Source organism: Fodinibius saliphilus (assembly GCF_005869845.1).
GTDB classification, from domain to species: Bacteria; Bacteroidota; Rhodothermia; order Balneolales; family Balneolaceae; genus Fodinibius; species Fodinibius saliphilus.
Genome location: NZ_VAWF01000001.1, coordinates 759,665 through 780,613 on the forward strand (window position 1 = coordinate 759,665; position 20,949 = coordinate 780,613).

Genomic DNA, 20,949 nt, shown 5'->3' on the forward strand with positions numbered 1-20,949 from the left:
AAAGGTACATATTACAGCAACTTTCCATATTTATTTGAATATGGAAAGTTGCTGTAAATATTGTGTATTAAAAAGAAAATTGGAACAACTTATCATTTTTATATATGTTATCGATAACATTTAAAAGGGCTTGGGCAGTCAGTTATATATCCTCAGTCTGCACTAATTGATAATGATGTATCTATTAACGAAGAACGATTTTTTTGAACATTCCTGAAAAAAATTTCCAAAAAACACTTAACGGTAAAGAAATAAAACTTTTTACTTTGACCCTTGATGGTGACACTAAAATTGTACTCACTAATTATGGCGGCCGAATTGTTAGCTGGTTAACCCCGGACAGACAAGGTTCACTTGCCGACATTGTTTTGGGGTTCGATAGCATCGATAAATATATAGAGGCTTCTGATCAATATTACGGCGCCATAATCGGGAGATACAGCAATAGAATTTCAGACGGCACTTTTGTTCTAAATGAAAAGCAGTATTATTTGAGTAATGGAAAAGATGGAAATCATTTGCATGGAGGTCCCGGAGGGTTTCATACAAAAATATGGGAAGCCTACCAGTGTGGCAACAACAAAGTGGTCTTAAAATATGTATCCGAAAATGGGGAAGAGGGATATCCCGGCAGGCTGGAAGTCTATATAGAGTATAAGCTTACCAATGAGCAGGAACTTACGATTGAATATACCGCCAAAACAGACAGGCCTACCATTATTAGCCTTACAAATCACACTTTTTTTAATTTGAGTGGTAGGGCAGGGAGCACTATAGACAATCATAAACTGATGATTAATGCGGACCGGTATACTCCGATTACTGATACCCTTATTCCTACCGGCGAAATTACCGATGTTGCAAATACCCCATTTGATTTTCGACAATCCAAGGCAATAGGCAAAGATTTAGACCAGATAAATGATCAGCTTTTATACGGTTCCGGATATGATCATAATTTTGTACTTAACAAAACATCTGAACATAGACTCCATAAGGCAGCTAGGGTAGAAGAACCGAAAAGCGGGCGCTACCTGGAGCTTAGCACAACTGAGCCGGGACTACAGTTTTACAGCGGCAATTATTTGGATGGCAGCGATATTGGTAAAGAAGGAGTTCCATATTACTGCAGAACAGGTTTCTGCCTGGAACCACACCATTTCCCCGATTCACCCAACCATGCGACCTTTCCATCGGTTGTGCTTGAGCCCGATAGTACGTACAATTCGCGTTCCATTTACCGAATGGGAGTCTTTAATTGACTGAACTATAACTTTTATATGCGTTAACGAAATAGTATATGACCTTTACGACCATTGATATTATTGTATTTAGTCTCTATTGCCTGCTCATTGTAGGAATCGGCCTGTGGGTGTCGCGAGATAAAGAAGGACATCAAAAAAATGCTGAAGACTACTTCTTGGCCGGTAAGTCGCTGCCTTGGTGGGCAATAGGAGCTTCGTTGATTGCCGCCAATATTTCGGCTGAGCAGATCATCGGGATGTCAGGATCGGGGTTTGCCGTAGGTCTGGCTATTGCATCTTATGAATGGATGGCGGCGGTAACGCTTATTGTGGTCGGTAAATATTTTCTGCCTATTTTTATTGAAAAAGAGATCTTTACCATTCCTGAGTTCGTTGAAAAGCGATTTAACACCACATTAAAGACTATTTTAGCCGTTTTCTGGATTGCTTTGTTTGTATTTGTAAACCTCACAACGGTTCTTTACCTGGGGGCATTGGCTCTGGATACAATCATGGGTACCGGCGACGGCAGCTTGATGATATATGCGCTTATTGGATTGTCGGCTATTGCAGCTGCATATTCTTTATACGGGGGACTTGCCGCAGTCGCGTGGACCGATGTTTTACAAGTAGGGTTGCTTGTGTTGGGAGGCTCCGTAGTTACCTTTGCCGGCCTCTATAACGTAACCCCCGAAGGAGGCATTATTAATGGTCTCGTCCATATCTATGAGGTAGCAGGCGATAAGTTTACCATGATTCTTGATAAATCAAATCCCGAGTATAAAAATCTACCGGGCATTGCGGTGTTAATTGGGGGGATGTGGGTGGCTAACCTGTATTACTGGGGATTCAATCAGTATATTATTCAGCGAACGCTGGCCGCAAAATCGCTTGAAGAATCTCAAAAGGGAATTATATTTGCCGGATTTTTAAAGCTGATTATCCCATTGATTGTTGTTATTCCAGGTATCATTGTATACGTACTGTATAATCAGCCTGAAGGGACCACTCATATCACAGGCATTATAGATACGTTTACTCAATCGGATGGAAGTATTAAATATGATAATGCTTATCCCTGGCTGATGAAAATCTTTCTTTCTCCGGGATTCTTGGGCTTGGTGGTAGCAGCACTTGCCGCGGCTATTGTTTCTTCTGTAGCTTCCATGCTCAATTCGGTTGCAACAATATTTACGATGGATATTTATATCCCTTACATCAATAAAGAAGCTACCGACAAACAAACGGTAAATATGGGGCGTATTACAGCGGCTATTGCTCTTATCACTGCTGTATTTATGGCGCCGCAACTGGATAATGTACCGCAGGTTTTTCAGTATATCCAGGAGTATACAGGCATGGTAAGCCCCGGCATACTGGCGGTATTTCTTATGGGATTATTCTGGAAAAAAACGACCTCTAAAGGAGCCATATATGGAGTATTGGCATCAGTTGTTATTGCGGTGTTCTTGAAAACCCCGGCCGTCCAGTTGCCTTTTTTAGATCAGATGTTTTACACCCTTATTAGTACAATGGCCATTATTGCAGGTGTCAGCTTAACAACGAATCCCCACGACGAAGATCCCAAAGCGATTCATACCACAGCTAAGCTGTTTAAAACTAGTCCTGCATTTAATATCGGAGCCTATGTGATATTGGTACTGGTTGCTGTTTTATATGCCGTATTTTGGTAACGTAATTTTAACATTCATATAAATAAATGACCCCGTTGATCCGTAAAATTGAACGCGAATTTGAGAACCGTTTTACTGAGGAATATATAGTGGTAAAATCGCCCGGTCGGGTAAATCTGATCGGGGAGCATACTGACTATAATGAGGGCTTTGTTTTACCTGCTGCCATCGACAAAAGTATTGTTTTGGCGCTGTCGCCCAATGGTACGGATACCGTTCGGCTTGTTGCCACCGATATGGATGATACTTTTGAATCTGATATCTCGGAAGAGATCACTCAATCACAGAAAAAATGGCCCAATTATCTGTTGGGAGTTATTGATCAGCTGCGTAAAAATGACTTTATCGTTGGTGGTTTTGATTGTGTTTTTGGCGGTAATGTCCCCATCGGGGCGGGACTTTCTTCTTCTGCAGCTTTGGAAGGAGGTCTTCTATTTGGACTGACAAAACTTTTCAATTTTGAGATTCCTCCCACCAAGATGGCCCGTATTGCCCAGAAAGCAGAAAATGAATTTGTGGGGGTGCAATGCGGTATTATGGATCAGTTTATAAGTCTGAATGGTAAGGCTGGGCAGGCGTTGAAGTTGGATTGTCGTTCACTGGACTACGAATATTATCCTTTTAACAATGACAATATCCGTATTGTACTCTGTGATACCGGTATTCGCCGGGACCTGGCTACCTCTGAGTATAATATTCGCCGATCTCAGTGTGAACAAGGCGTAAACACACTGCAGGAGTTTCAACCGGGTATTACCAGCCTCCGCGATGTATCACTTTCATTTTTACTGCAGCATAAGACGGAGCTCCCCCCGGATGTATTCAAACGCTGTAAGTATGTTGTTGAAGAAAATAAGCGGGTATTACAGGCCTGCAACGATCTACAACAAAATAGTTTCGAATCATTCGGCCAGCGGATGTATCAATCCCACCTGGGGCTCCGCATTGAATATGAGGTCAGCTGTAAAGAACTGGATACCTTGGTAGAGATTGCACAAAATCAAAAAGGGGTATTGGGCGCTCGAATGATGGGCGGCGGTTTTGGAGGATGTACCATCAATTTAGTTACAAAAGAACAGCTGCCAGTTTTTAAAAAACAGATCACGAGTAAATATGAACAGAAACTTGATCAACCATTATCTGTTTATGATACCAAAGTTTCTGGAGGCACTCACCTTGTTACCGAAGGTGAGCTTACTTCTGCCAACTAATTGATAATATAAATTTAGAATTTCAGCCACACCAATATGTCTTTTGATCTAAGTAATGACCCACACCGACGATTCAATCCCCTAAAAGGAGAGTGGGTGCAAGTTTCTCCTCATCGGGCCAAGCGCCCCTGGCAGGGCAAAGAGGAGGAACCTACCTTATCCTCAAAAAAGGAGTACGACCCTGATTGTTATTTATGCCCCGGGAATGCTCGGGCAGGAAATGCTGAAAATCCGGAATACAAGTCTACGTTTGTTTTTACCAACGATTTTAGTGCCCTCAAACTTGATACCCCTTCTGAAACCATAAATAACAACGATTTACTTGTGGCCAAAGGGGAGAAGGGCATCTGCCGGGTATTCTGTTTTTCTCCACGCCATGATTTGACCTTGCCGGAGATGCAATTACTCCAGATAAGGAGAGTCGTTGACCTTTGGGTTGATGAGTATACCCAACTGGGAGCACGAGAAGAAATTAATTATGTGCAAATATTTGAGAACAAAGGGGAGATTATGGGATGTAGCAATCCGCATCCCCACGGGCAAATTTGGGCCCAACAAACAATACCAGATGAACCTGCCAAAGAAATGAAGCAACAAAATATGTACTACGAGAACCATGGCAGTACATTACTGGCTGATTATCTGGAGCTTGAACTGGAACTTGATAAACGCATTGTAGCCAAGAACAAACACTATGTTGTTCTGGTACCGTATTGGGCGTTTTGGCCGTTTGAAACACTAATTATAAGTCGACGTCCTTTTGCACGGCTCACCGATATGTCTGATGAAGAAAAAGAATCACTGGCAGATATTGTAAAAAAAATTACGGTACGGTACGATAATATTTTTGAAATTTCATTTCCATATTCAGCAGGAATTCATCCTGCCCCAACCGATGGACAAGAGCATCCTGAGTGGCATTTTCACATGCACTTCTATCCTCCTTTACTGAGGTCTGCTACGGTAAAAAAGTTCAGGGTGGGATATGAGATGTTGGGAACTCCCCAGCGAGATATTACTTCTGAAGCCTGTGCGCAATTATTGCAGTCATTGCCAAGTCAACACTACAAAGAAAGATCATAAGAAAGTACTCGACTTACTTATTGTCCCTCTTCGAGAAGAGTGGTAGTTGATAGGGGGGAGTTTAACCTGGAAATAGTTTTATGGCATACCAAGAGGCATTCTTTAGCTTTTATGATTCGTTGGACTATAACCCAGTAGCCCAACAAAAAATTGTGCTGCAGCTATAAAACTAGTCCATTACCGCTTGAACGTCGTTCTTCGAAAAATTTTTTTAGAATCCACTCACAGTCATCTTCCATAAACCCTTGAATAACATCAACTTGGTGATTTAGCTTATCATTAGTTGAAAGGTTAAATGCGCTGCCACAGCTACCCGCCTTTGCGTCCCAAGCACCGATCACTACGGTATCAAGTTTAGACCATACTAAGGCTCCCGTGCACATAGGGCAGGGCTCCAGTGTTACATATAGTGTACAATCCTGAAGATATTTTTGTCCCAGCGTAGAGCATGCTGCTGATACCGCCAACATCTCGGCATGGGCGGTAGGATCGTTTAATCGTTCCGTTTGATTGTAGCCTTTCCCCACAATACGATCATCTTTTACAACCACTGCCCCCACAGGCACTTCCTTTTCATCGTAAGCCTGTTCAGCCAGGAAAAAAGCCTGTTGCATATATTGTAGATGCTTTTGGGCACCAGGGATATCAGTATTCATTATTATTTGCTTCCTTGGGTTTCAAATAGCTATTATCAGGTCGATATAAAATTACACTTGCAGCGTAAAAATCACTACCCTAAAATACAACATATGGACGCGGTAAAACAACAAATCATCAGCCTGATTGAAGAGAATATCCGTAATATTCCTGATTTCCCGAAACAAGGAATTCAATTTAAAGATATTACTCCGCTGTTAAAAAATCCGGATACTCTTGAGCTTACCTCACAAGTGCTTGCCCGTCCGTTTCGTCATATGGATATCGATTATGTAGTAGGACTAGAATCTCGGGGATTCCTCTTTGGTACAAACCTTGCACAAGATCTTCATGCCGGTTTTATCCCCATCAGGAAGCCCGGCAAACTACCCGCCGAAACCATTACAGCTACCTACGCTCTTGAATATGGTGAAGATAAGATCCAGATGCATAAAGATGCTTTTGAAAAAGGGGATCGAATCCTTATTCATGACGATCTTATTGCTACGGGTGGATCTGCTGAAGCCGCTACAGAGCTTGTAGAAGAACTAGGGGGAGAAGTAGTAGGCTACTCCTTCATCATAGAGCTTACAGCATTACAGGGAGTTGACAAGCTGCCGGCTGATATTTCCAAGGAAATTCTTATATCTATTGACTAAATATTAGAAAACAGGGCAGCCATAAACGTATAATAATTTATCTCTACTCTAAAATCTTGTATGCCATATAAATAAAAGAGGGAACAAAAGCTTAGATACCGTCTATAATTAATTGTGCAATATATATCATTTGTACAATTAATAACCATTAAATAAAGGTATCATGAAATCAACAATATACAGCTATGTTGTTTCTGTAGTTTTGTCTGCAACACTATTTATGGGTTGCAAGCCCACAATGGTCATTAAAAAGGTTGACTATTCACAATCAATCGAATCAGTGTTAACACCTGATGAAAATGGGCTTGTTAAGGATGTTGAACATGGACTTACCTTTAATATCAAACCACTGCAATATGCCGAAACGCAAGACAGCTCAAAAGTAACAACAAAGCAGATACGTTATATCAGAGGGCAAGAGGGCTACTATTACATCACTGCTCCAAATTACAAGAATGTGTATGTGATGAACCCGGAGAAAGGGAAGCTTACGCTAAAAAAGAAGTTAAGTATATCAGAGAATGGTATTGAAAAGCCGGCACTGAACCAACGGGCATCATATGTGCAGTTACTCAATAGAACGTCTGGACAAAGCTGGAAACTACTCCCTGATAAGATCCAGAAAAACAATTCACAAATAGTCAAAAGAGAGAGGAATTAGTTATGAAATTACGAATTTTACTTTTTGTTCTGATAGGTGGGTTATTAACAAGTGGGGCCGTAGCACAGGAGGCAAAATCGGATTATGAAATTCAGAAGAATTTCAAACAGCAGTATGAACAGTTTGAAGAAAAACTTGAAACAGTTTCTACACCCGATAAAGCAAAGAAACTGATTGACAGTATCAAGGAGTTTGACAAAAAATATCAAGCACATACCAATTTGCTAGATAAAGCACTCCATCCCAAATCGTATGACCAGAAGATAGCAGCCCTAAAACGATCTTCTGTAGTTACCAATGAACGTCTGACAACAATTAGCAAGCAAATGAAAAAGTTGGATGAGCTCCAAACGCAGCTGGCTATATATCAGAAGGATCTTAATCAACTGAACAAACGCACCGATTCTTTGCAGGAGGCGATGGCAAAATCTATTAAAAGTGAACAGAAGCTTTCTGCTTCGCTAAGTGAATATCGCCGCAGCCTTGAGAAAAGGGATGATCTGATCCTGGCTTTCATCGATTCTATGGTGGTAGCTTATCAACAAATGGATTTAGAAGCCTTGCAAGATCTGGAAAATATAGATAAAAAATCACGCATAAAATCTAATGGTAATGCCTTGGAGATGGTTCATGATATCTCTGAGGAAAACCTAAGAATGTTAGAAAAAAATGCTGATAAACTTCGTTTAAATGACTATATGCGTATGGCAGAGGTCCAACAGCAATTTGAAACAATGTGGACCCGCTTGGGTAATAAAATACGGGAAGTTTATGATGGCAAAAATGCCGAAATGCTTGCAAAAGAGGTAGATCATAACATCAACCAATGGAATCTAAAACTAAAAACACAAACATTTGCAGCACTTCATGATTCGCTTTCTGAATATGATATTCAGCTGAATGAATTTAAAAACTCGGACGAGTTCTATAACTCTCTGAGCTCGTATGTAAATAAACAGATAAAGAACAGTAAAGAGAACGAATCTAAAGCCAATTACAAAAAATTCACACAGTTCCAAGAGTTTTGGAACCAACTAGAAATCAAATGGTCTAATAATTTTGTTGATGCCGGAATTATTGAGAAGCCACAGATGGCTACCCTTAATGCGAGAGTTGATACTTGGGCACAACATGCGAAGCCCGATTCCAATAATTTATTAGTATACCTGTTTGGAGCCAGCATATTATTAGCCGTTACGTTGGGTGTTATGCTTATACGAGAAAAAAAACAGGCTAAGTAGAGCCCACTACGACATAAGCATAGATACCCACAATGTATGGTTCCCGGCAGTTTTTTGACTGTCGGGAATTTTTTATCTCTACTTATTTAAGTTTCGCATCTCCTTCGGGGGTCAGAGTAATGCCAAAGGATAATCCAAAACCGGGATGAAATCCTGATGAGCTTATAACGGGGGTAAATGCCGCTTTGAAGGTAAAGTGGGAAGGTTCGACAGGTAAAAATCGGTATCCTACAGAGAATGTTGCCCCGGGTGGATCAACAAAGTTATTGTTATTCTCTCCTGATAATGTCCCAATCAGTATACCTGCGCCTAATTCTAGTTTATGGTTGTTATTTCCGATTGACCGAAGTCCCATTGCTACTCCTAAGAATTCATTTGAAGTGGAATAAGGCTTCTGATAGGGTATAAAATCAGTTTGGGATAGGGCATAACCGCCTCCAAGTCTGAATCCCCAACCACTTTGGAACAACACATCATAGTTAAGAGAATAAACTAAGGCATTACCCCCAAGTTCCAAATATACACTTTGTTGCGGTATGGGCACTTCTGTCGGACGTTCAAATAACTGGGCTTGAACGGATGTAATAGAAACTGTTAACACGATTAGTATGAATAGTATTATTCTCTTGAAAATAGACATACCGTTACTCTTTTTGGGATTCTAATTGTTCTAGTTTTTTGCGATCAATTTGTGAGTTAGATAAAGAATTCTCAAAATTATAGAGCGCTGATTCCCAATATCCGTAAACGGGGTTGGGTAAGATATACCATTTTTTATTCCACTTCTCTTGGTGCTTTTGTACCAGGCTCGCACGTTCTTGCTGGCTGATGCCTTTAGCTGAAACAAAATCGTTCAAATCATCCCCAAAAACCATCAAAATGCGATGCTTTTGTGCTACATAATCCCTTCGAGCAGTTTTGGCAGAGGTCCAGTTCTTACGCTCATTCTTACTTAGAATATGATCGTCATCTTCAGAGAGTGGAAATCCAAGCTTTTTAAGGTTCTTGCGTGTGCCTTCCTCGACCTTTGCTTCCCGATTTGTGATGTAATAAATGTTAACGTCTTTTTGATCTGCCCATTTTGTAAAGGTCAGGGCCCCGGCTACCGCATCCGCTTTTGCTTCCATAACCCATTGGTTCCATGCCGCAATATTAAATTTACTGTTTTGTTTGATCATTCTTGCTTGAAATGCGGCGTTGTTAAGTACTGTTTCATCTACATCAAGAATAACGGCAGGGGGTTTTGTCCGATAATTCTCTTCAGTTTTCCCGGTATAGGCCGACCAATAGGAGTCTTCCAATGCCAGTGCAAGATTAGCACCCGCCGTTTTATATATAGAAGTAGTAATGGCTTTATATTCTGCCGAGTGTTGCATCCAAAGCGTGCTATTGGTTGTGGGATGATCAAGAACAGGAGCTGAGCTGCTGCAGCCGGTGGTAACGATAAACCCAACTATTACTAATACTATTGTTAGAAGCGAACCTTTATGAAACATAACTAAAAAAGCGTGCCTTAAATTTATGTTTATTTTCAAGATATGAACGTATCAAAAATAGGGCAGTAGTGCTACAATATTTAATGCTTAAAGACAGATGATACAAAGCTGAATAACCTGTATACTAAGGTAAACATCTCGTAGGTCAAAAACAGTGTGAGGATAACATGGCTTCACAATTTGATAATTTAAAAATCATTGGTAGGCTCGAGCGCGTTGACTTTCCAGAATGGAATATTTTTGATATCAATGCCAAAATCGATACCGGCGCCTATACCTCAAGTTTACACTGCCATCATATTGAACCCTACGAACGGGATGGGGAAAGTTATGTAAGGTTCAATTTATTAGATCCATCCCACGACACATACAAAAATAAAACGTTTGAATTGCCCATTTATCGTACAAAGATGGTAAAAAGCTCGAACGGATCTACGGAAGAACGTTATGTGGTGAAATCAGCGATACAGCTTTTCGGCGAAAAATTAACGGCTGAATTCTCTCTCACCGATCGTTCAGAAATGCGTTATCCCGTTTTATTGGGACGTAAATTGCTAAATGGACGTTTTTTGGTTGATGTGTCCCAAAAATATATCTCACAAAAAATTGAAGAAAAGAAAATATAGTACACATGCACATAGTTGTCCTTTCTCGTAATTCTAAACTATACTCTACCTCCCGCCTGGTTGAAGCTATTGAAGCAGCCGGCCATGAAGCAACGGTTTTAGACCACTTAAAATGTGATATCGTCAGTGAAAAAGATAATCCCTGTATCTATTATCGAGGTACTCGTGTAGCGGGCGTAGATGCCGTCATACCTCGCATTGGCGCTTCTGTAACCTTTTATGGATCTGCTGTTGTACGCCAGTTTGAAATGATGAAAGTCTTTACGGCAGTTGAGTCTCAGGCTTTGGTACGATCACGGGACAAACTGAGAAGTCTACAGCTAATGGCTCGCGAAGGTGTAGGCATGCCTAAAACTGTTTTCACTAACTATTCTACTGAAGTCCGTAAAATAATTGATTCGGTAGGCGGTCCGCCACTTATTGTAAAGCTCTTGGAAGGTACACAGGGGGTAGGAGTGGTGTTGGCACCTACCTTTAAAGCTGCTGAATCTATCATACAGGCCTTTCATAGTATGAAAGCCCGTGTTATTGTGCAGGAATTCATTGAAGAGGCCAAAGGGGAAGATATTCGTGCTTTCGTTGTAGATGGAGAAGTAGTTGGAGCTATGAAACGTAAAGGTGTTGAAGGGGAATTCCGTTCCAATATTCACCGGGGTGGAAGTGGTGAGCTTATCAAACTTACGGACGAAGAACGCAAGGCTGCACTTATTGCTGCACGTGCTATGAGCCTTTCTGTTGCCGGAGTTGATATGCTGCAGTCAGAACGAGGACCACTGGTACTTGAGGTCAACTCATCACCGGGCTTGGAAGGTATTGAATCTGCAACCGGGAAAAATATTGCAGGACGCATCATCTCTTTTGTTGAGCGTAAATCCGAGGAAATGAAAGACTCTCCACATCAAACAATAGCCTAAGACATAATGTCTGATACAATTTCAATCGATGATCATACGATTGGTCCCGGAGAGCGACAGCAAATTCAACTTAATATTGCCCGGCTGCCGACCTATACTAATATTGATCTGCCTGTACATGTCTTTAGAGCCGAAAAGGAGGGACCCACACTTTTATTAACGGGCGGACTTCATGGCGACGAACTTAATGGTATAGAGATTGTTCGTCGGATGGTTTACAAAGATATGCTAATGCCCAAACGCGGAAGCGTTATTGCACTACCGTTAGTCAATGTGTACGGCTTTATCCAAAATGTACGAGGGTTGCCTGACGGTAAAGATATCAATCGGAGTTTCCCCGGCAGTAAGGGCGGTTCTTTAGCTCGATTACTGGCCCATACCCTGATGAAAAAAATTATACCCCAGGTAGATTACGGGATCGATTTTCATACCGGAGGGTCTGCACGTGCCAACTACCCGCAAGTTCGCTGTACTTTTGATGTTGATGAAAATATGAAGCTTGCCAAAGCTTTTGAGCCACCATTTATAGTCCATTCATCATTGATAAAGAAATCTTTTCGGAAAGCCGCTCATAATAAGGGTAAACCCATTTTAGTTTATGAGACCGGCGAATCTACCCGCTATGATGAGACCGGAATACAGGAAGGGATCAATGGAACATTACGGCTGATGAAATCCCTAGGACTTAAAGAGGAAGCTCCTGAAGCTGAACATAGTACAGAAATTTTCAAAAAAACTACTTGGGTTCGGGCAAAATACGCCGGACTCTTTCAACCTAAAATTAAACTTGGAGACAGCGTAGAAAAAAAGCAGGTTCTGGGTCATGTCACCGATCCCTATGGCAATGAACGATTTAAATTTGTTTGTCCATATAAAGGCCGAGTAATCGGACTCAATTATGCGCCCGTTGTTCATAAGGGCGACGCTTTACTCCATCTTGCATACCATCAATAATTTAACCGAATACTTAATACCATTATGCGCGACGATCTGCTATTTCATATTACTACAAAAGAAGAGTTTAAAGAGTATCAAAATAACAGTAGGTATGAACCGGAATCCCTTGATGAAGAAGGATTTATCCATTTTTCAAGTGGGGAACAAGTTGAGGATACGGCCAACCGTTTATATAAAAATAATGACAGAATCCTTTTACTGGTAATCGATGTCTCTACCTTAGGTGAAAATATTAAATACGAAAAAGATGAAGAAACCGGTGAGAAGTTTCCCCATCTATATAAAGCCCTTGATACCAGTGCTATAATAGATAAAATTGAGATTGCCTCAGAGTCAGACGGATTTTTTAAAATCGGTTTCAGCTCAAATTCATGACATTATGATTGAACGAGCTATAAAACATATTACAGGTACAGCTCAGGTTCCCTCATTTAGTAGTTATGAGGAACGGTTACATCCCTATATTAATGCTGTTGTTAACGAACTGCCACAGGTTAATAAAATTGAGGTTCACGGCAATAACCTACTTTATAAAGTTGGAGATCAGCAAGATCGCCCGACTATAGCATTAGCTGCTCATCTTGATAAAATTAATCATTATGGTGATGAATATCCTCAACAGCTACCGGTAAAAGTAACCGATGATTATATTGAAGGAGCTATGGATGATTGTGCCGGTCTTGGCATGCTTCTAACGATCGCCGAAATGAAATCTGATCATGATTGGCCTAATTTGTTACTCTTTTTCTCTGAAATGGAAGAGAGTAAAGGGCTTAAAGAACATCCTGAACTCCTTAAGAATAATGGAAGTGGCTATACCCACGGAATGGGAGCAAAGCGTATAGCAACACATTGTGTAGAGCATGATTGGGTTCCCGATGAAGTGATTACCCTGGATACTACGCCTTTATTTAAAGGGGAACCTGGTATAGCTCTCTATTCAAAACATTGGGAATATAATGACTTAGAACCTTCAGAGTCCCTTATTGAAGCTACTGAAAAAACCGTAGGACGGTTTATCCGTATCGATGCCCGTATCAAAATTGATAACAATACCAACGATTACCTGCATTACGGAGAAGTATTTAATAATAAAGCTGATAAGGCGGTTGTTTCTGTTGCCCTTGAACCCGCCATCTATCCATATCATCAAAAAGGAGAACGGGTTTTTATTAGAGATATTGAACGTACCCTCAACATTGTATCGGAATATTTAAATAACTATTCTGTTTGAAACGGTACGCATTTATATATAATCCTGCGGCTCGCAACGGCAAGTCAAATAAACAACTTCACCGGTTAAAGCAACAAATAGATACCCACTCCCATTGCATCCTGTTAAAGTCAAAAAAGAAGGGAGATATCACCCAGTTAGTGCGACAGCACATAGGGGATTATGATGTTTTTGTAGCATGTGGTGGGGATGGAACTGTTCGCGAAATTGCCGGGGAACTGCTTCATACTACTAAAGAGTTAGGAATAATTCCTATGGGCACCGGTAATGATTTGTGTAAGACATTAGGCATACCCAAAGATATGGACCGGGCGCTTGAAATCTTATTTCAACAAACTGCAACAGCTATTGATGTTGGAAAATGCAATGAATTCATCTTTTTAAATACCCTTGGATTAGGTTTTGACGGACTTACTAACAAGTATTCCTATAATTTCAATAGTTTGCCTTCTTTCTTACGATATATAGTAGCCGCAATACGTACTACATTTACCCATTCCGCTTTTATCGTAATGTCTGATTGGTTTGATAATCCTAAAAAGGTAATCATGCTTTCCTTTGCTAATGGAAGGGTAGAAGGGGGAAACTTTCGAATAGCCCCTGAAGCCTCAATTACTGATCAGCAATTGGATATGGTTACTATTCGCAAAGTAAGAAGATGGCTTATTCCCCTTTTATTACCGGTATTTTATTTCGGAAAAGCTTCAAAACTACCCCAGGTGCAATATCAACAAATCGATAAAATAAACTTTACTATTGATCAACCGGTAGATATACATGCCGATGGCGAAATTATAGAATCAGGGGAAACCGACTTTACTGTTTCAATACTTAGCGGTGCTTTGTCTGTTATTTGCAAGCTTTAGATTACTTTATAACTCCGTTAATAATATGAATAACTCCATTACTGGCTTTAATATTTGAAGATAGCAGTCGAAATGAATTAACTGACATTTTATTATTGCTATCTGACTTTATTGTGATTTTCTTTCCACTTAAGCAAGTAACATTTTTCATCACCTTTAGGCTTCTTTCTGTTGCCATACCGGTGAATATATGATTGAGAATCAATTGCTTATTAACTTTCTGGGCTTCATTTAATGAGTTAAACACCTTTTTAGAAGGTACAAAAAGGGTATAAGGGCCAGAATCATTGAGCTTTTGATCTAAATTGGTCTCAACGATGGCACGAGCAAAATGTTTAGCTTGCTCATGTTGTTTCATCTTGTCCATAATATTTTGCGCCTCACATAGCTCTGAAGCGGCCATAATACCTACAAAACAAACCGATAGAGTAATAAATCGCCTTAAATATTCCATAATTAATCTCCTGATCAGGGATCTAAATAATTTACAATGGGCTCTCTTGCTGACTTCTAATTCACATTATAACAGGATTTTGATTATATACCAATTAAAGAAGTTCCAAAATTACATTACAAAAAGTAGAGCTCCGTCAATACTAATTATATAGTATTATAATCTTTAATAAGAATAGGCTGTTATGAAAAGGTTTACTTTATTTATGATTCTGATCATGATGGGCGTACATCATGTAACAGCTCAACAATTAAATAATGATTTAAATCCATCCGAATATTTTGATTTTTGGATTGGTCAGTGGGAATTAAGTTGGGAATCAGCGGATGGTACTATAGGTAAAGGAACCAATAACATTGAAAAGATCCTGAACGGTAAAGTAATAAAAGAGAATTTTGAAGCTACCAAAGGTTCTTTAAGTGGTTACGTAGGTAAAAGTTATTCCGTCTATGACACAAAAACAGAGCAATGGAAACAAACCTGGGTTGATAACCAAGGCACATACCTAGATTTTGTCGGATCATTTATTGAGAATAAAAGAATTTTTAAAAGAAAGACAACGAATGCCGATGGGAAAACAATAATTCAGCGCATGGTATTTTATGATATTAAAAAAGATTCTTTCACCTGGAGATGGGAAAAATCACGGGATAATGGAAACAATTGGGAAATTATGTGGAAAATAGCCTACCGAAGACATTAAGAATTAATTTTAGCCGCTTAGAATAGAAATATGGCACTTTCGCCTTTTAGGACATATTAAGGGTGATTTTATGGGTTTTAACGTATTTATGGCTAAATGCAACTAATTTAAGACCGATATCAGTGTTAAGTCATAAATTCAAGATGATAAAGAGGTAGTACCAATTATAAAACTCATAATAGCATCAATGTAACCGATTCTAAAGCAAAAGTTAGATTAAAAATGGAGAGTGGCATGAAATTAATTTAGCTAATGCTTAAAAGAAATCAGATTGGTAAAAGTCGAAGAGCAATATTTAAACTCCAGGAAAAATGAGACAGGATTGTCAATGATGATATTCAATGAACCTTCGAACCATATATCTTCATATCAAGCAAAATGAATAAGCATGATGTATTAGAGAATATTTAAAATAAAAAGTGGATTTGTGATTAACATAGTGCATTCTTGTCGTATAATTTATATTATGTAAAATAGAAATAGTTTCTTTTATATCACATTCTACTGCAGTTATGTTAACGATTATCGAGAGACAACCGCTTTAATATTTACGGACTACCTTAATAAAATAATTTAAATCCTATTCTTACTTGGTGTCTGATTGTGTTAGACATCTCATTTACTATGAATATTTGTCTTTAAGTCTTACGGATAACCTATTTCAGTTATAGTATAATCAGCATGGACTTGTCAATACAAATATTGATGCTACTTCCCACTTCCCTATCGGATAATATACCTTCGGTAATATTATGGCATACCATGAGATTTATAAAAACGATAGGTATAAGTATAGGTTAACCGTAGTTAATCCAAATCAATAGCAATATTAACGGAATTATCACAGATCTTTAACTGATAGGAGACGTTCCAACCCTGTCTATTATTATATCCCAAGTCGTTCCGTTCTGGGTAAATTACATTTTGTGTAATCAATTATCACCCTGGCTCCTTGTTATTTAACAAGATGAATGGAAATATTTTCAAATAGTTAAAATGCTTACGCACTTCACTCAGATAGTTTATTAAAAAAGTAATCTTTTACGCTTCTTACACTTTTGTCTTTAAATTAATACCATTACTTGCATATCTAAAAAAACTCCAGCCCCAATAATAAACTATCACAGTCTATTATTTAATTCAATTTTGTTGTAGATTGAGATATTGATTCTCACCGGCTATTACTTCATAACATGAACAGCATTAATTACCTGCTGTTTCCTATTTAATCTAAACATATAGGGATTGCCATGTTACAAGTAGAAAAAAGTCAGATCGAAAAGCTGAAAAGCAGTATAGAAGGCCGGATTATTCTGCCTGAGGATGTCGACTATGATAAAGCCCGGACCATTTGGAACGCTATGATAGACCGTAAACCTGCTATTATAGTGCAGTGTGGTTCAGCCGAGGATGTACCACCCGCGATCCATTTTGCAAAAGAAAAAGGATTAGAACTTTCGGTACGTGGTGGCGGACATCATATTGCAGGAAACTCAATAGTAGACAATGGACTAACCATCGATTTCTCCATGATGCGCAAGGTTAAAGTGGATCCCCAAAAAAAGCGAGCAACTGTTGAGCCGGGTGCAACCCTTGGTGACTTTGACAAGGCGACTCAGGTACACGGGCTTGCCACTCCAACCGGTATTAACTCCACTACCGGCATTGCCGGACTCACTCTGGGAGGCGGTTTTGGGTGGCTCACCCGCCAGTATGGACTTACCATTGACAACCTTGTCTCAGCTGATATTGTGACAGCCGATGGGGAGCAGTTAACACTGAGTAAGACACAAAATACCGATCTATTTTGGGCTATACGCGGTGGAGGCGGTAATTTCGGTGTAATCACAAGGTTTGAATTTGAGCTTTATGATATTGGAACTAAAACCTTTGGAGGGCTTATCGTTTTTCCATTTGAACAGGTAAGAAAAGTGCTGAATCGATATCGGGAGTTTGCAAAATCGGCACCTCTTGAACTCAATGTCTGGATCGTAGTTCGTCATGCCCCACCCCTTCCTTTCCTTCCAGAAGAGATTCACAATAAAATGGTGGTCGTCCTTCCCGTATTCTACAATGGAGATCTACGTAAAGGAGAAAACCTGGTGAATTATCTCCGCAAGTTTGGTAATCCATTGGGCGAACATGTAGGCAGACAACCCTATGTGCAGTGGCAGCAGGCGTTTGATCCACTGCTCACACCCGGAGCTCGCAACTACTGGAAATCACACAACTTTACCGAAATCAGTGATGGACTGATTGATGCCATCATCAAATTTGCTGGTACCATGCCCACCCTGCAGACAGAGATATTCTTGGGTATGCTCTCAGGAGTAGCAAATGAAGTGCCCGTCGAGGCCACCGCCTATGCCGCTCGCGATGCTAAATTTGTCGTGAATGTGCACGGACGCTGGGTAGAACCAATAGAAGACCAGAAGTGCGTCAGTTGGGCACGAGAATTTTTTGAAGCTACCCGTTCTTATGCTTCCGGAGGCGCTTACGTAAACTTCATGACTGAGGATGAGAAAGACAGGATATCCGCAGCCTATAGTTCCAACTATCAACGACTGATGGAATTAAAAACAAAATATGATCCGGATAACCTATTTCACATGAATCAAAATATTAAACCCCAAAATTAATATAGTAACATACTGGTTTGGGATTCTAAGCTGTTTGCTCTACGAAGCGAGACCTACGCGCAAGGTGAAGAAGTGGTCTGCAAAATTTGCACGTAATAGTAATAGTGTTAACAGGTATCCCTTTTGTCAGTAATGTTTGATTGTATATGTTATATAAGGTTAAAGTACCAGGTAGCCACCAACAGGAAATAAATCTTCTTACACTAGTCAAACTGCTTTAAAACGTTCTGTATTGCCTTAAAATCAGGTAAGTTACTTGATTCATCAAGTACTTCACGGTGTCGGATAATCCCTTCTTTATCTACTACGAAAGATGCCCGTTGGGCTACGCCTTTCATTCCAAAATAATCATCATTTAAAACGCCATATGCTTGTGACGCCTCTTTATTGAAGTCGCTGAGTAGAGTAAAGTTCAGGTTTTCCGCTTTTTTAAACTCTTTGAGGGTGAAAAAACTGTCTATGCTGATACCAATGACTTCAGCATCTAATGAGTTATATAACTTCATATTATCTCGCGTGGTACAAAGCTCTTTGGTACATGTACCGCTAAATGCAAGTGGAAAAAACAGCAAAACTACATTTTTCTCCCCTTTGAAAGCAGAAAGACTTACTTTTTCTCCATCGGTATTTTGCAATGTAAACTCGGGAGCTTTTGTACCTTCAGCTAAGCTATTTTCCATAAAAGTAACTGTTAAATTATTGAGTATCTGCTGTTATAACCGCTGAATCAGCATGTTCATATCCCAGCACAGTAGTTAATAGCCCTGCGGCCAAAAATAATTCCCATAACCAGGTGTACGGTCCATTGACCGCCGGTACAAACCAGTAAAGCAGATAGCTGAAAAGTAAAATGATACTACCGCTGAGAATAATAGCATACTGCTTTCGGCGGTAGGTATACACAGAATACATCAGTATGGATACGGTAATAGCCCCACCCTGATATATTGTTATGAGCCAATTTTTCAAGGCATACGTATCTTTGACGAGTAGATATGACAAGACAATAAGTAAGGGTAAGCCGGTATAAAGCATTGGAAATTGCGCAAAAGCCGGCTTCGATTCCCTTATAAAAACAGCCAGTGAACTAAGTACAAAAGCCAAACATATTATATGGCCCCATTCAAATATAAATGCGGCAGTATTCGAAAAAAAAGCATCTGCGATAAAGAAATTAGTAAGTGCAGTCAGCTGCATGATAAAAAATATCACCGCAGCAATAGTGAGGCCTAAAAACTTTATCCGTCCCCTACTTTGGGTTAGACCTATTAATTTGACAACCACATATCCGACTACGAGAACCAACAAGAACGTTGTCAAAGGCATCGAAATATATATTAGGAGTTTTCGGTGGGCTGCTGGTTTTCACGTTGTGAACGACGCTGCTCAATCTCACGCATTCTTTCCTTTTCTTGATTGTACACTTTAACCTGCTGAGCAATATCGCGAAGAATTCCCCGTTCAAAACGAATCATCTCTTGCATAAAATCATATAACATTACTTTTTGGTCATTGCGATAAACTACTGTTTCCCAATCTATTAGCGGGATATTATCAATGGAATTGACCAACCCTGCGCGATGTTTTGCAAGCTTTTTAAGTATCTTCTGAACATCTTTCAACTTTTCTTCATCCGGCTCAAAGCTTTCGCGATAGTGCGTAAAGTTTTCGAGATGGGTAGGTCGCTTATTTTCTACGGCTTTTTCCAAGATAGGCCGATAATATGATAACTGTGCATGATCTATAAGCAACAACATCTCTGAAATCGAACGCCCGTCGGGCGGACGCTCATCATACGGTACATTATCAATAACATATTGCATCGCTTCTGCCTCATCCTGCAGGTATGAAGCGTCTTCGATTAGTTCGTTAATTTCTTCTTGGGTAATTTGACGATCTGCCATCATCTACCTATCGTGCCCATTCAGATTCTGCTTGAACATTGTCATTGTGTTCCTGTTGCTCAAGCATCTCTACCAAAGACAGTCCCGAATTAAAATCGCGGTCGCGATCTCTCACAGAATGGATATTATTTTCTTCCTGGAAATCCCAGAACTGACCAAACTGTCGATTTTTATATTCACGTAAAAAATCAAGGCGTTCTTTCACATCCTCTTTAGGCACCAACAGTCGTTGTTTGTCATAAATGGCTTCTTCCCTGGATTCAAAGACGATATCATAATCTTTACTCATCACAATCGCCTCTTCTGGGCAAACTTCTTCACAATAGCCGCAGTAAATACAGCGCAGCATATTAATTTCAAAGAAGTTGGGATAACGTTCTTTGGGATCATCAGAATCTTCGTTGGCCTGCATGCTGATTGCAAGTGGCGGGCAAGCACGGGCACAAAGTCCACATGCCACACAACGCTCTTTGCCATTATCTTCCACCAGAACGGGACGACCACGAAATATGGAAGGAGGATCCCACTTCTCTTCCGGGTATTGCATAGTCACCTTTGGCTGAAACATCTGTTTAAAGGTATACCAAAGGGCCTTAAAAATTTCGGGCAAGTACAATTTCTCCATAAAGGAGAACGAACGCTCCCGCTCAAAATTCTCGTTGAGCGCATTTGCACGTGGTTGCTCTAAATTTTGTGGTGTTGCCATCTGAATTCGCAATTAAAATAT

23 protein-coding genes are annotated in these 20,949 nt (G+C 39.9%); 15 read left to right on the top strand and 8 right to left on the bottom strand.

Going from position 1 to position 20,949, the window contains the following annotated elements; translation table 11 throughout:
• Nucleotides 1-203 precede the first annotated feature (203 nt).
• The 4 genes from FCN14_RS03100 to FCN14_RS03115 are packed head-to-tail and all read left to right on the top strand — an operon-like array spanning nt 204 to nt 5,232.
• Entirely contained in the window at nt 204-1,262 is a 1,059-nt protein-coding gene (locus tag FCN14_RS03100; RefSeq protein ID WP_171032788.1) for an aldose epimerase family protein, read from the top strand.
• A 38-nt stretch (nt 1,263-1,300) separates the two neighbouring features.
• Nucleotides 1,301-2,938 carry a sodium/sugar symporter gene (locus tag FCN14_RS03105; RefSeq protein WP_138429626.1) on the top strand — a complete coding sequence of 546 codons (1,638 nt, stop codon included), beginning with the start codon at nt 1,301-1,303 and terminating at the stop codon, nt 2,936-2,938.
• 26 nt (nt 2,939-2,964) lie between these two features.
• Entirely contained in the window at nt 2,965-4,149 is a 1,185-nt protein-coding gene (galK, locus tag FCN14_RS03110) for a galactokinase (protein WP_138429627.1), read from the top strand.
• A 36-nt stretch (nt 4,150-4,185) separates the two neighbouring features.
• Nucleotides 4,186-5,232, top strand: a complete 1,047-nt coding sequence (locus FCN14_RS03115) for a UDP-glucose--hexose-1-phosphate uridylyltransferase (RefSeq protein ID WP_138429628.1) — start codon at nt 4,186-4,188, stop codon at nt 5,230-5,232.
• Nucleotides 5,233-5,393: 161 nt separating this feature from the next.
• On the opposite strand, the gene tadA is transcribed toward FCN14_RS03115, so the two are convergent.
• Complete coding sequence (gene tadA / locus FCN14_RS03120; RefSeq protein WP_246043086.1) at nt 5,394-5,888, bottom strand: tRNA adenosine(34) deaminase TadA; 495 nt, start codon at nt 5,886-5,888, stop codon at nt 5,394-5,396.
• A 93-nt stretch (nt 5,889-5,981) separates the two neighbouring features.
• Between tadA and FCN14_RS03125 the strand changes: the two genes are divergently transcribed.
• The 3 genes from FCN14_RS03125 (at nt 5,982) to FCN14_RS03135 (ending at nt 8,429) form a co-directional block, all read left to right on the top strand.
• A complete protein-coding gene (locus FCN14_RS03125) occupies nt 5,982-6,527 on the top strand; it encodes an adenine phosphoribosyltransferase (RefSeq protein ID WP_138429629.1) in 546 nt (181 codons plus the stop codon).
• A 163-nt stretch (nt 6,528-6,690) separates the two neighbouring features.
• Nucleotides 6,691-7,188 carry a hypothetical protein gene (locus FCN14_RS03130; RefSeq protein WP_138429630.1) on the top strand — a complete coding sequence of 166 codons (498 nt, stop codon included), beginning with the start codon at nt 6,691-6,693 and terminating at the stop codon, nt 7,186-7,188.
• A gap of 2 nt (nt 7,189-7,190) precedes the next feature.
• On the top strand, nt 7,191-8,429 hold the full coding sequence (locus tag FCN14_RS03135) for a hypothetical protein (protein WP_138429631.1): 1,239 nt from the start codon (nt 7,191-7,193) through the stop codon (nt 8,427-8,429).
• A gap of 82 nt (nt 8,430-8,511) precedes the next feature.
• Here FCN14_RS03135 and FCN14_RS03140 read toward each other — a convergent pair whose 3' ends face one another.
• Together FCN14_RS03140 and FCN14_RS03145 are read right to left on the bottom strand one after the other, a co-directional pair.
• Entirely contained in the window at nt 8,512-9,069 is a 558-nt protein-coding gene (locus tag FCN14_RS03140; RefSeq protein WP_138429632.1) for a hypothetical protein, read from the bottom strand.
• A 4-nt stretch (nt 9,070-9,073) separates the two neighbouring features.
• Nucleotides 9,074-9,925, bottom strand: a complete 852-nt coding sequence (locus FCN14_RS03145; RefSeq protein ID WP_138429633.1) for a 5'-nucleotidase, lipoprotein e(P4) family — start codon at nt 9,923-9,925, stop codon at nt 9,074-9,076.
• Nucleotides 9,926-10,092: 167 nt separating this feature from the next.
• On the opposite strand from FCN14_RS03145, the gene FCN14_RS03150 reads away from it, so the two are divergent.
• From FCN14_RS03150 to FCN14_RS03175, 6 genes are read left to right on the top strand one after another with little or no spacing between them, the layout of a single operon-like run.
• Complete coding sequence (locus tag FCN14_RS03150; RefSeq protein ID WP_138429634.1) at nt 10,093-10,551, top strand: ATP-dependent zinc protease family protein; 459 nt, start codon at nt 10,093-10,095, stop codon at nt 10,549-10,551.
• Nucleotides 10,552-10,556: 5 nt separating this feature from the next.
• On the top strand, nt 10,557-11,465 hold the full coding sequence (gene rimK / locus FCN14_RS03155) for a 30S ribosomal protein S6--L-glutamate ligase (protein WP_138429635.1): 909 nt from the start codon (nt 10,557-10,559) through the stop codon (nt 11,463-11,465).
• A 6-nt stretch (nt 11,466-11,471) separates the two neighbouring features.
• Nucleotides 11,472-12,419, top strand: coding sequence for a succinylglutamate desuccinylase/aspartoacylase family protein (locus FCN14_RS03160; protein WP_138429636.1), 948 nt, complete (start codon nt 11,472-11,474; stop codon nt 12,417-12,419).
• Nucleotides 12,420-12,443: 24 nt separating this feature from the next.
• Nucleotides 12,444-12,797: a DUF952 domain-containing protein gene (locus tag FCN14_RS03165; protein ID WP_138429637.1), complete on the top strand. Its 354-nt coding sequence runs from the start codon at nt 12,444-12,446 to the stop codon at nt 12,795-12,797.
• 4 nt (nt 12,798-12,801) lie between these two features.
• Nucleotides 12,802-13,656, top strand: coding sequence for a zinc-binding metallopeptidase family protein (locus FCN14_RS03170; RefSeq protein ID WP_138429638.1), 855 nt, complete (start codon nt 12,802-12,804; stop codon nt 13,654-13,656).
• Nucleotides 13,653-14,522, top strand: coding sequence for a diacylglycerol/lipid kinase family protein (locus FCN14_RS03175; RefSeq protein WP_138429639.1), 870 nt, complete (start codon nt 13,653-13,655; stop codon nt 14,520-14,522). The genes FCN14_RS03170 and FCN14_RS03175 overlap by 4 nt, the downstream gene beginning before the upstream one ends.
• Nucleotide 14,523: 1 nt before the next feature.
• Here the strand turns inward: FCN14_RS03175 and FCN14_RS03180 are convergent, their stop codons facing one another.
• Nucleotides 14,524-14,976 (bottom strand): fasciclin domain-containing protein, encoded by a 453-nt coding sequence (locus FCN14_RS03180; protein WP_138429640.1) that lies wholly within the window; start codon nt 14,974-14,976, stop codon nt 14,524-14,526.
• A gap of 184 nt (nt 14,977-15,160) precedes the next feature.
• On the opposite strand from FCN14_RS03180, the gene FCN14_RS03185 reads away from it, so the two are divergent.
• Both FCN14_RS03185 and FCN14_RS03190 read left to right on the top strand, forming a co-directional pair.
• The gene (locus FCN14_RS03185) at nt 15,161-15,679 is read left to right on the top strand and encodes a hypothetical protein (RefSeq protein WP_138429641.1); all 519 of its coding nucleotides are present in this window, start codon (nt 15,161-15,163) and stop codon (nt 15,677-15,679) included.
• 1,250 nt (nt 15,680-16,929) lie between these two features.
• Nucleotides 16,930-18,318, top strand: coding sequence for an FAD-binding oxidoreductase (locus tag FCN14_RS03190; protein WP_138429642.1), 1,389 nt, complete (start codon nt 16,930-16,932; stop codon nt 18,316-18,318).
• A 203-nt stretch (nt 18,319-18,521) separates the two neighbouring features.
• Here the strand turns inward: FCN14_RS03190 and FCN14_RS03195 are convergent, their stop codons facing one another.
• Genes FCN14_RS03195 through FCN14_RS03210 form a run of 4 tightly spaced genes read right to left on the bottom strand, consistent with a single transcriptional unit; the run spans nt 18,522 to nt 20,928 of the window.
• On the bottom strand, nt 18,522-18,998 hold the full coding sequence (locus FCN14_RS03195; protein ID WP_138429643.1) for a peroxiredoxin: 477 nt from the start codon (nt 18,996-18,998) through the stop codon (nt 18,522-18,524).
• Between the two features lie 16 nt (nt 18,999-19,014).
• On the bottom strand, nt 19,015-19,644 hold the full coding sequence (locus tag FCN14_RS03200) for a hypothetical protein (protein ID WP_138429644.1): 630 nt from the start codon (nt 19,642-19,644) through the stop codon (nt 19,015-19,017).
• Nucleotides 19,645-19,655: 11 nt separating this feature from the next.
• On the bottom strand, nt 19,656-20,225 hold the full coding sequence (locus FCN14_RS03205) for a hypothetical protein (RefSeq protein WP_138429645.1): 570 nt from the start codon (nt 20,223-20,225) through the stop codon (nt 19,656-19,658).
• A 4-nt stretch (nt 20,226-20,229) separates the two neighbouring features.
• Nucleotides 20,230-20,928, bottom strand: coding sequence for a NuoI/complex I 23 kDa subunit family protein (locus FCN14_RS03210; protein WP_138429646.1), 699 nt, complete (start codon nt 20,926-20,928; stop codon nt 20,230-20,232).
• Between the last annotated feature and the right edge of the window lie 21 nt (nt 20,929-20,949).

Excerpts from the sequence above, each read along its gene's own strand:
- FCN14_RS03160 (WP_138429636.1), top strand. The coding sequence starts at position 11,472 with ATGTCTGATACAATTTCAATCGATGATCATACGATTGGTCCCGGAGAG.
- rimK (WP_138429635.1), top strand. The coding sequence starts at position 10,557 with ATGCACATAGTTGTCCTTTCTCGTAATTCTAAACTATACTCTACCTCC.
- FCN14_RS03185 (WP_138429641.1), top strand. The coding sequence starts at position 15,161 with ATGAAAAGGTTTACTTTATTTATGATTCTGATCATGATGGGCGTACAT.
- FCN14_RS03190 (WP_138429642.1), top strand. The coding sequence starts at position 16,930 with ATGTTACAAGTAGAAAAAAGTCAGATCGAAAAGCTGAAAAGCAGTATA.
- FCN14_RS03180 (WP_138429640.1), bottom strand. The coding sequence starts at position 14,976 with ATGGAATATTTAAGGCGATTTATTACTCTATCGGTTTGTTTTGTAGGT.
- galK (WP_138429627.1), top strand. The coding sequence starts at position 2,965 with ATGACCCCGTTGATCCGTAAAATTGAACGCGAATTTGAGAACCGTTTT.
- FCN14_RS03140 (WP_138429632.1), bottom strand. The coding sequence starts at position 9,069 with ATGTCTATTTTCAAGAGAATAATACTATTCATACTAATCGTGTTAACA.
- FCN14_RS03135 (WP_138429631.1), top strand. The coding sequence starts at position 7,191 with ATGAAATTACGAATTTTACTTTTTGTTCTGATAGGTGGGTTATTAACA.
- FCN14_RS03115 (WP_138429628.1), top strand. The coding sequence starts at position 4,186 with ATGTCTTTTGATCTAAGTAATGACCCACACCGACGATTCAATCCCCTA.
- FCN14_RS03130 (WP_138429630.1), top strand. The coding sequence starts at position 6,691 with ATGAAATCAACAATATACAGCTATGTTGTTTCTGTAGTTTTGTCTGCA.
- FCN14_RS03105 (WP_138429626.1), top strand. The coding sequence starts at position 1,301 with ATGACCTTTACGACCATTGATATTATTGTATTTAGTCTCTATTGCCTG.
- FCN14_RS03125 (WP_138429629.1), top strand. The coding sequence starts at position 5,982 with ATGGACGCGGTAAAACAACAAATCATCAGCCTGATTGAAGAGAATATC.
- FCN14_RS03165 (WP_138429637.1), top strand. The coding sequence starts at position 12,444 with ATGCGCGACGATCTGCTATTTCATATTACTACAAAAGAAGAGTTTAAA.
- FCN14_RS03210 (WP_138429646.1), bottom strand. The coding sequence starts at position 20,928 with ATGGCAACACCACAAAATTTAGAGCAACCACGTGCAAATGCGCTCAAC.
- FCN14_RS03150 (WP_138429634.1), top strand. The coding sequence starts at position 10,093 with ATGGCTTCACAATTTGATAATTTAAAAATCATTGGTAGGCTCGAGCGC.
- FCN14_RS03170 (WP_138429638.1), top strand. The coding sequence starts at position 12,802 with ATGATTGAACGAGCTATAAAACATATTACAGGTACAGCTCAGGTTCCC.
- FCN14_RS03195 (WP_138429643.1), bottom strand. The coding sequence starts at position 18,998 with ATGGAAAATAGCTTAGCTGAAGGTACAAAAGCTCCCGAGTTTACATTG.
- tadA (WP_246043086.1), bottom strand. The coding sequence starts at position 5,888 with ATGAATACTGATATCCCTGGTGCCCAAAAGCATCTACAATATATGCAA.
- FCN14_RS03145 (WP_138429633.1), bottom strand. The coding sequence starts at position 9,925 with ATGTTTCATAAAGGTTCGCTTCTAACAATAGTATTAGTAATAGTTGGG.
- FCN14_RS03205 (WP_138429645.1), bottom strand. The coding sequence starts at position 20,225 with ATGATGGCAGATCGTCAAATTACCCAAGAAGAAATTAACGAACTAATC.
- FCN14_RS03200 (WP_138429644.1), bottom strand. The coding sequence starts at position 19,644 with ATGCCTTTGACAACGTTCTTGTTGGTTCTCGTAGTCGGATATGTGGTT.